Consider the following 13,389-nt stretch of genomic DNA (forward strand, 5'->3'; position numbering starts at 1 on the left):
GCCCATGAACTCCGTCACCCCCACGCGGACGCACCGCGCGCTCGACACCGTCTTCCGGCTGCTGTACCCGGGGGAGGAAAGCGTGCAGGATTCGCCGCGGCTGCGTCGCGAAACGCGCGCGTTCGCCGCAGCGCTGATTGCGGCACTCGTTGCGCTCGTCACGGGGCTCATCGCATTCCACGGCCCCGTGCCGCTCTGGGGTGCGGTCTCGCCCGGCAGCGTCGGGCTGGTGCTCGCAGCCTGTGCGGCGGCGGTGACATCGGTGGTGGAACACCTGCGCTCACCGATTCCGCCCGTGCCCGGGTGGCGACCAGCAGCGGTCCGAGCGCAGGCCATAGTCAACGCGCTCGCCATTGCGCTCGTGCACGCGGGCATCGCGATTCTGCTGGTGGGACTCACCACCTCGGTGCTGATGCGCGGTTTCATGGGGCTGCAGGTGGACGCCTTCACGAGCATCATGATCACCGTGTTGCTCAGCGCCGCGGCGGGGTACGCGGGCACGCTCTCGGGCGGCGACCTCACCACCGCGCGACTGTCCACGCTGTTCGCGGTGTTCATGACCGGCGGCGTGCTCGTGGCAATGCTCAGCACGAGCGATGCGGAGTGGTGGCGACTGCACTTTAGCGAGTTAGGGGTCGGCGAGAGCCTCAGCAGCATCGTCTTCAACTCGACGCTCATCGTCGGCGGTCTGCTCATGGCGTCGCTCGGATCGCTGATCGCTGGCTCTTTGACCGTGTGGGCGGCTGCCGCGCCGCCGAGCCGCACCCGAAACGTGCGGCTCGTCCAGTGGGCGTTTCTCGGCGTCGGCGTTGGTCTCGCCGGTGTGGGACTCGTGCCGGTGAATGTGAGCCTGCTCGTGCACAACACCTTCGCGACCGGAATGGCGGTGGTGTTCGGCGCGCTGCTCATCGGCCTGCGCTGGATTCTCGACGGCTTTTCACGCGTGTTCCTGCTGTTCTCCGACGTCGTGCTGATCGGCATCGCGTTCTCCGCGCTGCTCTTCTGGCCGCTTGGATACTACAACCTTGCGGCGTTCGAGCTTGTCGCAGCCGGCATCATCTTCGCGTGGCTCATCATTTTCCTGCGTCACCTCGACGCGGCAGTTCCTTCTCGTGAGAAGTCGCAGGACTCTCCTGCGATGCAAGATAGCGTGGAGGCATGATGACCCCAGGTGGCCCGTTGAAGACTCCGCCCGCCCGGCGCTTGCCCGCGTCGCCCGTGGGCGCCCAGTTGGGTGTTTCCGCCCGCTCCGAGATTCCTGCCTTTGAAGTGATGCAGATCACCGACGAGGTGGCGCGACGCCGCGCTGCGGGGCACGACATCGTGTCACTCTGTGCGGGGGAGCCGAGCGCTCGCCCGGCGCCGGGCACCTTCCAACCCGCGGGGTATACCGGCCCGCTGGGGACCACCCCGCTTCGCGAGGCGATCGCTGGTCACTACCGCTCCTGGTACGGCATTGACGTGGATCCGGGCACGGTCGCGGTAACCACCGGGTCGTCGGGGGCGTTCCAGCTGGTGTTCCTTGCGGCGTTCGACCCGGGCGATCGTGTCGCCCTTGCGAGCCCGGGATACCCCGCCTATCGCAACATCCTCACGGCGCTCGGCGTCCAGGTGGTGGAGATCCCAACCGGGCCAGAGACCCGGTACCAGCCCACGCCTGAGCTGCTCGCTGCAGCGGTGGCGGCCCACGGACCGCTCGCGGGGCTCGTGCTCGCGTCTCCAGCCAACCCGACCGGAACCATGCTCGGCCGCGCCGCACTCACGGGGCTCGTGGACTGGTGCGTGGCGCACAGCGTCCGCATCATCAGTGATGAGATCTACCACGGGATCACGTTCCCCGAGGCGGGGGAGCCCGACCCGCGCGGTGTTACCCTACGTGAACTTGACCCCGAAGCGGTGGTCATCAACTCGTTCTCGAAGTACTGGGGCATGACCGGCTGGCGCCTCGGCTGGGCGATCCTGCCGCAGGCGCTCGTGGCGCCGGTCGAGGCACTCGCATCGAACTTTGCCCTCTCACCCCCCGCGCCCGCGCAGGAGCTCGCGCTCACCGCATTCACTCCAGAGAGCTACGCAGAGCGTGACGCGATCGTCTCCGGTTTCGCTCGCGCCCGCACGCTGATTCTTGATGCGGCGCCGCAGCTCGAGTGGGGTGCCGCTGCTCCGTCGGACGGTGCCTTCTACTACTACTCCGAACTCGGGCCGCAGCTCGAGCGCTTCGGAGACTCCTCGAGCTACGCGCGTGCCCTGCTCGAGCGTGGCGATGTTGCCGTCGTGCCCGGCACGGACTTCGACCCCGTTGCGGGGAATCGCGCGGTTCGGCTCTCGTACGCGGCCGGCGAGAGCGCTGTGGCCGAGGCATTGGAGCGCATTCTCAAGTTCCAGGGCTGAGCCGCGCGGAATGACGAACGGCCCCGGGGCGCACACTGCGCGTCCCGGGGCCGAGTCCTGTGCCGTGGCTACGCGCCGTACTCGATCACCGAACGAATACCGCGGCCCTTGCGCATCTCAGCAAACGCCTCGTTCACCTCGTTGAGGGCGATCCGATCGGTGACCATCGAATCGAGATCGACGCGGCCCTCCATGTACAGGTCGATGATCTTCGGGAAGTCGATCGACTGGCGACTTGAGCCGTAGTTCGAACCGATGAGGCTCTTCTCCTGGTCGCTCATCACGAACGGGTCGATCGAGATCTTCACGCCGTCTGCCACCTGACCCACCACGACCGCGGTGCCGCCGCGGCGGATCGCCTCGTAACACGCTTCGATGGTGAACGGCAGGCCGATCGCCTCAAACGCGTAGTCGACCCCGCGGCCGTCGGTGAGCTCGCGAACCGTGTCGACGAGGTCGACCTCACGGCTGTTGATCACGTGCGTCGCGCCGAAGGTGCGGCCGAGCTCAAGCTTCTCCTGGCTCACATCGGCGACGATGATCTGCTTCGCGCCGGCGAGCCGGGCGCCCTGCACTACGTTCAGGCCGACGCCGCCGCAGCCCACGACGAGCACGGTGCTGCCGGGCTCGACGCCTGCCGTGTTCGTGACCGCGCCGATGCCCGTGGTGACTGCGCAACCGACGAGCGCCGCCTGCGCGAGCGGGGCATCCTTGCGAATGCGAATCGCGGCTGACGCGGGCACCATCGCGTACTCACCGAACGAGCCGACCGCGAGGAAGCTGCGCACATCTTCGTCGCCATCGCGCAGACGGGGCTTCCCGTCGAAGAAGACGTGCTGGTACGCGGTCTCGTTGGCCAGCTGGCAGAGAACCGGGCGGCCGGAGACGCAGAACTCGCACTTCTGGCAGGACGGGGTCCACGAGAGGATCACGTGATCGCCCTCGGCAAGCTCGGTAACCTCGGAACCGACCGCCTGCACGATCCCGGCGCCCTCGTGGCCCAGCACGAGCGGGGCGGGGGTGTCCCAATCGCCGTCGAGCGCGTGCAGGTCGCTGTGGCACACCCCGGAAGCGGCGAGCTTGACGAGCACCTCCTGCGGGCCGGGCTCGTCGGAGATTGTCAGTTCGCGCAGTTCAAGGGGCTGGTTCGGGCCGACAAACACGGCCGCGTTCATGGTGATCACGGATTGGTCCTTTCGAGAGAGACTAGGCGGAGACGGGCGACCAGGAGCGTAGCTCCCGAATGATGTCGAGGAGTCGTTCGGGCTCGCCTGCGGGGAATGCGGTGGCTTTGAACACCGGGGGAATGAGTACCCACACATACGAACCACCCATGGGGGTGAGTGTGAGGCGCCGCGCACTGCGAGGGCCAGCGACCGTCCCTGAGAGGAGATCGACCGCGCGCAGTCGCGCGGACACGTTCGTGTTCAGCGCGGCCAGCTGCGGGTCCTTCGTCGCCCGTGCGGCGCCGCGGTCCGCGCCGCGCACGAAACGGGGGCCGCTCCGCTCGCGATGCGAGAGCACGAGCCCGGTGGGCACGTCGGACGCGGCGGGCAGCGATGCCGTGAGCGTCAGGTTGTACACGCGGGAGAAGATGAAGTTTCCCCCGTCGTAGCTGAGGGTCACTTCGATCCCGTCTCCAGTGCGCACGGTGACGCTCGTCTGATCTTTCCGCACGACCTCGCCGAACTCGGCCGCGGTTCGAACGAGCGCGGCACGTGCGCGATCAACGATCGGCCCAGCGCCCGCGAGCGGGTGGCGGCGCCTGCGACGCGGGCGGCCGGAGGGTGCGGCCGGCCCCGATCCCAATCCGGGCACAGCGGGCCCGAAGCGCGGTTCGCGGCTGCTCATCGCGCGACCTCATCGTCCTCGAGGCTCTCCGAGCGCACCACGATGTTGTTCTGCGTGTGCGTGAGGTCCGTCGGGGTGAACAGCGGCAGCCGGTTGCGCTTCAGCCAGATCACCGCGAAGAGCGCGATGGCGCCGAGGATGACGGCGGCGCTCGACCAGATCACGATGCGCTGCGACATCTCGGGAACGATGAACACGATGAGGTAGACGCACGATGCGATGCCGAGCACCTGGGGCACCGGGTAGAAGGGCGTCTTGAACGGACGACGCGCGTTTGGGTACTTGCGGCGCAGCACGATCACGTCGACCTGCGCGATGATGTAGCTGAACAACCAGGTGGTGCACGCAATGCTAATCAGATTGAGGATCAGCTCGATGCCGCCCTGCGCGAAGGTCGAGTACAGCAGCACGGAAGCCATGCACGCTGCAGTGACGATCATGCCGGCCCAGGGCACACGGGTGCGGCGGCTGACCTTCGCAAGCCACTTCGGCAGCAGGCCCTCGTTCGCGAGGCCATAGAGCATGCGCGGAATTGCGGCGAGGTACGAGTTGCCCGTCGAGAACGAGGCAAGAATCGTCACGACCGTCATGATGAGTCCGCCGGTGGCGCCGAAGATTGCGGTGGCGCCCACCACGTGCGGGATCGAGGAGCTCGCCATCTCCGCAAGGTCAGCGAATCGCGTCGCGCCCCAGCCGAAGAGCACATCGACGAGGAAGATCGTGGTGACGCCGATGATCATGGCAGCGGGAATCGTCTTCCACGGCTTGCGCACCTCTTCCGCGAGCGGCGCAACGAACTCCATGCCGATGTAGAGCCAGATCGCCACGGCGCCCATCGACGCGAGCGTGCCCCAATCGGTGTTGAGTACGGGGTTGTCGACGGGGGTCTGCGAGGTGAAGCCGAACACGCCGGCGAGCCCCATGACCGCGAGGATGCCCATCATGCCGAACACGACGGGGATCTGCACGCGGGCGAAGATGTCGACGCCGGAGATGTTCAGCGTGAGAAGGATCCCGAGCAGAATGAAGGAGAAAGCCGGCGCGGGGAAGCCAGTAAGGCCTTCGAAGGAATCGCCCGCAACCATGAGCTGCGTGCCGCCGTCGGCGGAGACGAGCACGAGGTATCCACCGAGCACCGCAAGGATCGCGGGAAGACGGCCGAGCGCGGGGAGCGTGTACTCGCCGACCATGCCGCCGCCCGGAAGCATTGACGCGAGCTCGCCGTACGAGATGGCGACCATCGTGATGATGATGAGGCCGATGAACGCCGGGATCGCGAAGGCGAGGCCGCCCGTGCCAAATCCGTTGCCGAGCGACACCATGGCGGTGCCGGAGACCACGAGCCCGGTGGACGCCGCGTATGCGGCGCCGAAGCCGAGGCTCCTCTTGAGTTTCGTCATACATCGCTCCTTTGCGTGTCGGGCCTCGAACGGGCCACTCACCAGCATGGGCGGTGCAGAGCGTCGGTGCATTCACCAGCTTGGTGAAAAATCAGATCGGGATCGACCGAGCGTCGAAGCTTTCGTGGGTGTGGTTGTTTACAAAGTGTCGAGTGCGCGTGGTGCTAGTCGACTGTTTGTTCCGTCTGGAAATAGCGCAGCGCGAGCGCGAACTCCGCGCGGAGCTGGAAATCCTCGAGGTCCGCGCCTGTGAGCTGCGAGACGAGCTGGAGTCGGTGCGCCAGGGTGTGGCGATGGACCCCCAGCTCGCGCGATGCCGGGAGCGGGCGCCCGTGGTGCCGCAGCCACACGCTGAGCGTGCGGAGCAGCTCCGTATCGTTCGCGGCGTCGTGCTCCGTGAGCGGCCCGAGGAGGCGTCGCGCGACGTGGGCAGCGTCTGAGGAGTCGATGAGGTCGGACACCCCGGCCCGCCAAATGTCGGGGAACGCAGTGACCTCAGAGGAGTCTCGGCGCAGCCCAAACTCTGCGGCCTTCTTCGCTTCCTCGAGCGCAAGTTCGAGCCCCTCCCACCGTTCGCAGCGAGACCTCCCGAGCGTGAGCGCGAAGCCGCCGAGGTGCGCGATGACGCGATCCGCCTCCGCTTCGCTGACGAGGATGGCCACGTCGCTCCGGTAGCGCGCGAAGAAGATGCGCAGCTCCTCCTGAGCCTGCAGCGTCTCGAGCGCGGGCAGCACGCGCGCGGCATCGAATTGGTGGGGGACCCCAACGAGTGTGACCAGCGGCAGTCGGGGGAGCGGCCGCCACACGCTCTCGACAATGTGCGAGGTGACGCCCACGTTGCCGGAGAGCAGGAGCTGCAGCAGCGCCTCGCGCAGGGTGCCGTGAAGCCCCTCGAGTGCCTGGTTCTGTTCGAGTGAGACGCTCACGAGGGCAAGCACACTCGAGAGCACATTGCGGGACACGTCGTCGAAGGCCTGGCTGAGCGTCAGCACGAGCATACCGCTCGGGTCGCCGGGCTCCCCGAGAAGCTGCAGCACCGCCTCGACCTCGGGGGTCACCTGCACGGAGCGGAAGCGCTGCCCGCTCGCGAGGGTCTCCTGCACGGCCGCGGTGAGTTGTGCCTCGCTCACGCGTCGGCCCTCGGGGGAATCGATCACGGTGACCGCGTGACCGAGCGGGTCGTAGAGCGCGACGCCGCAGCCGAGCTGCCGCGCGGTTTCGCGCAGCGTTGCGTTCAGTCCGTCCCTGCGCGTCGCCGCGTTCGCGATTGCTTTCTGCGCGCGGAGCGAGCGGCCGTAGCGCTCGGTCTGGTCGCGCTTCAGTACGCGCGCGGCTTCCTGGAGGAGATCCATGAACGAGATCTCGTAGGGCACCTCGAACAGGATGAGTCCGTGCTTCCGGCACGCCTGGATGAGCGGTTGCGGCACCCCGCGATGCAGCACGTCGCTGCCGAAACCAATGCCGATGACGCCGTGAGCGGCGACGAGTGCCGCGTAGTCGTCGTACATGCGTGAGAGGCGTGCGGGGGCGACGCGCACTTCCGGCACCGCGGGATCCGCAGCCTCCGTGACGGGAAACTGCCAGCCGAGCGAGAGGATCACTTCGGCGGGACCCAGGAAGGGCGTGGGGTCGATCATGTCGGTGGCGTGCAGCCACTCAAAGTCGCGGTCGAGCGCTTCATCGTCGGGGGTCCCCTCTGCGCCGCCAACGATGAGGCGCAGGTGCAGTGAGGGGTTGAGAAGCAGCTTCCGCAGACTGAGAGACACGACCCCATGCTAGGGGGCGTGCCTCTCGTTTGGTGCGGGGAGCGTCTGCTTAGGCGCCGAGTCGCACGGGTGTGCCCATCGCGAGGCCAGAGCGGCGCTGGAGCGCAGCGTCGACGACGGGCGTCGCTGCGTCGAGACCGAGCGCGGCGAGCGCTGCGTCGTTGTCCGCGCCGAGATCGAACACGAGCGCAGTCACGGAATCGGAGAGCGGGCTGTCGAGCTCGGCGATCACGCGCGAGATTGCGGACCGCAGCGCCTTCGCGAATGCGGGCGCATCGTTCGCGTCGGCATCAGCGACGGGCGCGCGGCCGTAGGTGACGGCGTCACCGGAAAGCGCTTCTGCAACGAGCTCGCCGTCGGCGCGTCGGAGCACCACATCGAGCACGGTGCTCGTCGGGCCGAGCGATACGGGCTTTGCGGACAGTGGGAGGGGGGAGACGCCCGAAGGGGCGCCACCGTGATCATGCTGATCCGGTGACGCCCCTCCGAAAGTGAACTTCAGATCCATAGGATCCAGAGTACGCCCTGTGCTTACGCGTTGGCTGCGAGCACGTCCTCAACGGTCGAGAACGCGAGGCCGTCGAACGCGTCGGCGACACCCTTGAAGGTGACCACGCCGTCGTGCGCGTTGAGGCCCTTGGCCAGCGCAGCGTCATCGTTCAGTGCCTTGACCCAGCCCTTGTCGGCGAGTGCGACGACGTAGGGGAGGGTGGCGTTGGTGAGCGCAGCGGTCGAGGTCTCGGGGACCGCGCCCGGCATGTTCGCCACGCAGTAGTAGATCGAGTTGTGCACTGCGAAGGTGGGATCGTCGTGCGTGGTGGGGCGCGAGTTCTCGAAGCAGCCACCCTGGTCGATCGCGATGTCGACGAGCACCGAGCCCGGCTTCATCTGAGCGACCATCTCGTCGGTGACGAGCTTCGGTGCCTTCTCGCCGGGGATCAGCACGGAGCCGATCACGAGATCGGCGTCCTTCAGCGCCTCGGTGATGTTGTGAGCGTTCGAGGTGCGGGTCTGGATGCGACCGTTGAACTCGTCCTCAAGCTGCTTCAGTCGGGGGATCGCGATGTCGATCACGGTCACCTCAGCGCCCATGCCGTACGCGATACGCGCAGCCTGCTCGCCGGCAGCGCCGCCGCCGATGACGACAACCTTGCCGCGACGGGTCGCGGTGACGCCGCCGAGGAGGACGCCGCGGCCGCCAGCGGCCTTCATCAGCGAGTATGCGCCAACCTGCACGGACAGGCGGCCAGCAACCTCGGACATCGGGGCGAGCAGCGGAAGCGCGCGGTTTGCGAGCTGCACGGTCTCGTACGCGATGGCGGTGGTGCCGGAGTTCAGGACTGCATCGGTGAGGGTGCGGTCAGCTGCGAGGTGCAGGTAGGTGAAGAGCACCTGTCCCTTGCGCATCTTGTCGTACTCAGAAGCGATGGGCTCCTTGACCTTGAGGATCATGTCCGACTCGGCCCAAACCTGGTCCGCGCCCTCGACGATCTTGGCACCGGCAGCAGCGTACTCTGCATCGGTGATGGCCGAGCCGACGCCAGCGCCGGCCTGCACGAGCACCTCGTGGCCACGACGGGTCAGCTCGAAGACGCCAGCCTGCGTGATGGCGACGCGGTTCTCATTGTTCTTGATCTCGGTGGGAATACCGACGCGCATGACATGCTCCAAAGAAATCAGCGGGTGTGATGGAAGTGGAGTTCCGCCCCAGCTTCGACATGGCAGCACGTCGTACGATGCGGTGGAACCTACTAATTGTGCAGTATATTCGTAATCAGTAGAGAAAAGGTGAATTCTCTTCGGAATTCGTCGTGACGGTGAGATTTCTGCGAGTGAGAGCGGTGAGCAATGTCTGAGGGGTCGAAGAATCTGCGCCCAGAGCTGGAATTGGACGAGATTGACCGCAAGATCGTCGATGAATTGCAGTCCAATGGTCGGATGACGAATGCGGAGCTTGCGGAACGCGTCGGCGTGGCGGCTTCGACCTGCATCGCCCGCGTGCGCAGCCTCGTGTCTCGCCGCATCATCACTGGGTTTACCGCGACGGTTGATCCCCGAGCGATGGGGCTGGGGCTCGAAGTGCTCATCAGCGTGACCGTGCGCTCGGGAGCCCGGCAGCGCATTACGGAGCTGAGCGACGAGCTCCGTGGGTTGCCCGAGGTGATGCAGCTCTTCTTCCTGGGCGGAGTTGAGGACTTCATCATCCATCTCGCCGCGCGTGATTCCGATCACGTGCGCGACTTCGTTACCGAGCACCTGTCCGCGGACCCGGCGGTCTCCTCGACGCGCACGAGCATCGTGTTCAGCCATCACCAGAACCCGGTCCGCGCGAGCTAGCTTCCATTTCGTCGCTCGACACGTAGGCTGAGAGCGTTGCTTGTTGACTCGCGAGGTTGGAGGGGCCATGGCCCGTGGGCTCTTGATCGTTGATGTGCAGAACGACTTCACGGAGGGCGGTGCGCTCGGTGTCACCGGCGGAAACGCCGTCGCAGCGGGCATCTCCGAGCTTCTGGCGCGCGATCCCGAGCGGTTCGCTCTCGTCGCCGCATCGCGAGACTGGCACGAGGCGGACTCAAGCAACGGTGGACACTTCGCGGCGCCGGGCTCGGCACCAGACTTTGCGTCCACCTGGCCGCCGCACTGTGTGCAGGGCACGCCCGGGGCTGAGTACCACCCGGCGCTCGACCTCGGTCACATCGACGTTCACGTGCGGAAGGGCGCGGGGACGCCCGCATACTCCGCGTTCGAGGGCACCACGCTCGACGGGCGTGGCCTTGCGGAGGTGCTGCGTGAGCGCGGCATTGACGAACTTGACGTCGTGGGTATTGCGACCGACTACTGCGTTCGTGCCTCCGCGCTCGACGCTGTGGCGCAGGGGCTGCGCGTGCGCGTGCGCTCGGAATTCATTGCTGGGGTCGCTCCCGAGAGCTCAGCGGCGGCCCTGCGCGAGCTCGCTGCCGCGGGCGTGGAAATTCGCTGACTTTGCTGGACCCCTGATCCGGGAACTCTGGCGATCCTCTCGCTAGTGGGTGCCGGGCGGCGTCAGGCGGGTCTCGTGCGCGTCGAGCGCGAGCTCCGCCGCGTGCAGCGCGTGTGAGCTGTACCGCCCGATGGCTCGCTCTTCGAGAAGGGCCGCGCGCTGCGCCTCGAGCCCCACTCGGCTCAGCCGCATGTACGCCCGGGCCGGGGTCTCTTCGCTGGGCAGAATAATGCCGCCGGTACCGCCCCGGGTGAGTGTGATGGGCGTCAGGCTGATCTTCGCGCTTGCCCGTGCACGCTGCACGACTTCCTCGGGCACCATCGGGTGTTCCGGGTCGTCGCTCGCGAGCGCGTCGTCGATTGCGGCGTTTGCAGCCTCAACGAGATCGCCTTTGAGGGACACGAGTTCAGCCTTGCTCGCTCCGGCCCCGGAGCCATTGGGCCACAGCTTCCGAATGACGAGCGGGAGCGAGAGCCCGTGCAGGAGCAGCGTGATGACGGCGACCGCGAACGCGATCAGGATGACCTGCGCTCGGTAGGGAATGCCCACCGGGATGGACTGGGCAGCCGCGAGCGTGACCACGCCACGCATGCCGCTCCAGGAGAGCGCCGCACCGTCGCGCCACCCGAGCGGCTGCGCGCGCTCGTGCTCAAGGTCGGCACGCGAGCGTTCCGCAAGCAACTCGACCCGCTGCACGCGCCGCGAATTCGGATCGTCCGTCGCGCGAGCGCGGCGCGCCAATCGCGTGAAGCCATTGCTGCGCTGCTCGTACCGCCGCGCGGTGCCGCGCATGGAGAGCAGCAGCGGCAGCATGAAGAGCGCCCGACACCCGATCAGCACGCTGACGAGCGCGAGCGCGATGAGTGCGACGTGCTCGAGGCGGATCGGGCTGTCTCCGACGTGCTCGACCAGCGCGTGGAGCTGCAATCCCATGAGCAAGAACACGCCGTTCTCGAGCGCGAACTGGAGGGTGCGCCAGTTGAGCCGCTCATTCATGCGTGCGGTCGCGCTGAAGCGGCGTGAGGCATGGTGCCCCGTGTAGAGCCCCGTGATCACCACCGCGAGCACACCCGACGCGTGCATGGCCTCGGCCGGAATGAACGCGACGAACGGAACCGTGAACGAGACGAGCGTGTCATACACCGGGTTTCGAAGCTTCGAGCGGAGCCACACCGTGAGCACACCCATGAGCCCGCCGACGACGATCGCGGTGGTGACAGAGAACGCGAACGAGCCCGCTGCTTCCCAGAACACAAAGCTGCCGGCAACCGCCGCGACCGCGGTCTTGAGGAGCACGAGCGAGGTTGCGTCGTTGACGAGGCTTTCGCCCTCGAGGATGGCGACCACCCGGTCAGGCATGCCGAGGCGCTTGCCAATCGACGTCGCGGCGACGGCGTCAGTGGGGCTGATCACCGCGCCGAGCGCGATGGCGACGGGGAGCGGAATCTGCGGGACCGCGAAGTGCAGCACCGCGCCGATTACCACCGCAGTGATGAGCACCAGCAGGACCGACAATCCGACGACGGGGCGCAGGTTCCGTCGGAAGTCAACGAGCGGCACGTTCACCGCGGCCGCGTAGAGGAGCGGCGGGAGCACACCGAGCAGGATGAGCTCGGGGTCCACTTCAACGAGCGGCACGAAGGGGAGGTAGCCGATGCCGATGCCGACGACGACGAGGAGCAGGGGAGCAGCCACGCCGATCCGGCCACCCAGGATAGACATGCCGACCAAAATGACGACTGCGAGGACCGCGACGAGGGCAACTTCCATGGGTCTACACTCTCATGCTCCGGGTGTTGGCTGGGGCGGCATTGGTGCTGCCGCCATGATCGTGAGCGGCAGCGTGTCGGTCTCGTGGAATGCGCTCCACTCTTCGACACGAGGCGCGAGGGCCTCCGCGGTGACGGTCTCGCCGGGGAGCGGTGTGACCTCGATGCCGCTGCGCGCTCGAGCACCGCGTCGCCAGGTAGCGCGTGTGCGGCCGTTCTCCGTCACAGTTGCGAGGAACATCCCGTTGCGGCCTGGCACGATGTGCGCAAAGTGCTCGGGATCGAGCTGCGCGTCGCGCTCCGTGTAGCCCAGGAGATGCTCGTCGAATGCGGGGAGGAGTTGCCACGCCAGGTCCTCAGCAGAACTCGAACTCGCTGCGGGGAGCAGCGCGCCGAGCTGCGCCGGGGCGAGCCACAGCTCTGGTCCGTCCGCGCTCGCGAGGCGCACCGCATCGGCCGTGCCCTGCGCCGCCGCGAGCCGGAGTGCGTGCCGGGCCTCGCGGATCGTGAGACCGGTCCACCACGCGAGGTCCTTCGCGCTGACGGGCCCACGTGCGGCAATATAGCGCGCGGCCAGTTCCGCGAGCGCTTCGTCGCCCTCAAGCGAGCGCGGGGACGTCACCCACTCATCGGCGCGTACGAGCAGCGGCTCGCTCGCATTGCGGAGCGGGCCAAACGTCGCGAGTCCGTTCTGGCACAACCACCAGATCACGTGGTACCGCCACCCGCTCTGCCACTCGATCCCCGCGTCCGTCCACACGCTGGCAAGTTCGTCGCGGCTCAGCGCCCGCCCGCCCGCCAGCGCAGTGAGCGAAATGTCGACGAGCTGATCAAGGGTGGCGTCGCTCAGACCAAGGAATGCGCGCCGCCGCGGAGCACCTGCGAGCACCCGATGGTTCGTAGCGCGCTGCAGCCAGGTGATGTCTTCGGCCGCCACAACGTGGATCGTGCCGCGCATCGGCCATGACCGCACGAGGAGTCCGCTTTCGAACGCCGCGTGCACATCACTCACGGTCGTTCCCGGCGTGCGCACGCCGAGGGCCCACCGCGACGCCCGCCAGTCCTGCCCCTGCACCGCGAGCATACGGCGAGCGGTCGCCGCGATCCGTGCGGCCCCGTCGCCGTTGCCGTCGTCAGCACTGGTGCCAGCTGCCAAACCCAAAGCGCGCATGCGCACACGAAGCAGATCGTCGCGGCTGAGGATCTCTGTCATGGAGTCAGAATAGACCCCGCCA

Annotated in this window: 12 protein-coding genes; 4 read left to right on the plus strand and 8 right to left on the minus strand. The window is 67.3% G+C overall.

The window, feature by feature from the left end:
- Window positions 1-4: 4 nt before the first annotated feature.
- Together D3226_RS08470 and D3226_RS08475 are read left to right on the plus strand one after the other, a co-directional pair.
- Window positions 5-1,162, plus strand: a complete 1,158-nt coding sequence (locus tag D3226_RS08470; protein ID WP_202382079.1) for a hypothetical protein — start codon at window positions 5-7, stop codon at window positions 1,160-1,162.
- A complete protein-coding gene (locus D3226_RS08475; protein WP_202382080.1) occupies window positions 1,159-2,388 on the plus strand; it encodes a pyridoxal phosphate-dependent aminotransferase in 1,230 nt (409 codons plus the stop codon). The genes D3226_RS08470 and D3226_RS08475 overlap by 4 nt, the downstream gene beginning before the upstream one ends.
- Before the next feature lie 68 nt (window positions 2,389-2,456).
- Here the strand turns inward: D3226_RS08475 and D3226_RS08480 are convergent, their stop codons facing one another.
- The 6 genes from D3226_RS08480 to ald form a co-directional block, all read right to left on the minus strand.
- A complete protein-coding gene (locus tag D3226_RS08480; RefSeq protein WP_237462660.1) occupies window positions 2,457-3,563 on the minus strand; it encodes a Zn-dependent alcohol dehydrogenase in 1,107 nt (368 codons plus the stop codon).
- 31 nt (window positions 3,564-3,594) lie between these two features.
- Window positions 3,595-4,239 (minus strand): DUF3156 family protein, encoded by a 645-nt coding sequence (locus D3226_RS08485; RefSeq protein WP_202382082.1) that lies wholly within the window; start codon window positions 4,237-4,239, stop codon window positions 3,595-3,597.
- A complete protein-coding gene (locus D3226_RS08490; RefSeq protein ID WP_202382083.1) occupies window positions 4,236-5,639 on the minus strand; it encodes an APC family permease in 1,404 nt (467 codons plus the stop codon). Before D3226_RS08490 ends, D3226_RS08485 begins: the two co-directional genes overlap by 4 nt.
- Before the next feature lie 164 nt (window positions 5,640-5,803).
- Entirely contained in the window at window positions 5,804-7,405 is a 1,602-nt protein-coding gene (locus D3226_RS08495) for a helix-turn-helix domain-containing protein (RefSeq protein WP_202382084.1), read from the minus strand.
- Window positions 7,406-7,454: 49 nt separating this feature from the next.
- Window positions 7,455-7,913: a hypothetical protein gene (locus D3226_RS08500; RefSeq protein ID WP_202382085.1), complete on the minus strand. Its 459-nt coding sequence runs from the start codon at window positions 7,911-7,913 to the stop codon at window positions 7,455-7,457.
- A gap of 23 nt (window positions 7,914-7,936) precedes the next feature.
- Entirely contained in the window at window positions 7,937-9,064 is a 1,128-nt protein-coding gene (ald, locus tag D3226_RS08505; RefSeq protein WP_202382086.1) for an alanine dehydrogenase, read from the minus strand.
- A 189-nt stretch (window positions 9,065-9,253) separates the two neighbouring features.
- On the opposite strand from ald, the gene D3226_RS08510 reads away from it, so the two are divergent.
- Together D3226_RS08510 and D3226_RS08515 are read left to right on the plus strand one after the other, a co-directional pair.
- Window positions 9,254-9,742, plus strand: coding sequence for an Lrp/AsnC family transcriptional regulator (locus D3226_RS08510; protein ID WP_202382087.1), 489 nt, complete (start codon window positions 9,254-9,256; stop codon window positions 9,740-9,742).
- 67 nt (window positions 9,743-9,809) lie between these two features.
- On the plus strand, window positions 9,810-10,385 hold the full coding sequence (locus tag D3226_RS08515) for an isochorismatase family protein (protein WP_202382088.1): 576 nt from the start codon (window positions 9,810-9,812) through the stop codon (window positions 10,383-10,385).
- 42 nt (window positions 10,386-10,427) lie between these two features.
- Here the strand turns inward: D3226_RS08515 and D3226_RS08520 are convergent, their stop codons facing one another.
- Window positions 10,428-12,155, minus strand: coding sequence for a cation:proton antiporter (locus D3226_RS08520; protein ID WP_202382089.1), 1,728 nt, complete (start codon window positions 12,153-12,155; stop codon window positions 10,428-10,430).
- 12 nt (window positions 12,156-12,167) lie between these two features.
- A complete protein-coding gene (locus tag D3226_RS08525; protein ID WP_202382090.1) occupies window positions 12,168-13,367 on the minus strand; it encodes a winged helix DNA-binding domain-containing protein in 1,200 nt (399 codons plus the stop codon).
- Window positions 13,368-13,389 lie beyond the last annotated feature (22 nt).

Origin of the sequence: Leucobacter chromiireducens subsp. chromiireducens (genome assembly GCF_016758255.1) — a bacterium.
Lineage (GTDB): Bacteria > Actinomycetota > Actinomycetes > Actinomycetales > Microbacteriaceae > Leucobacter > Leucobacter chromiireducens.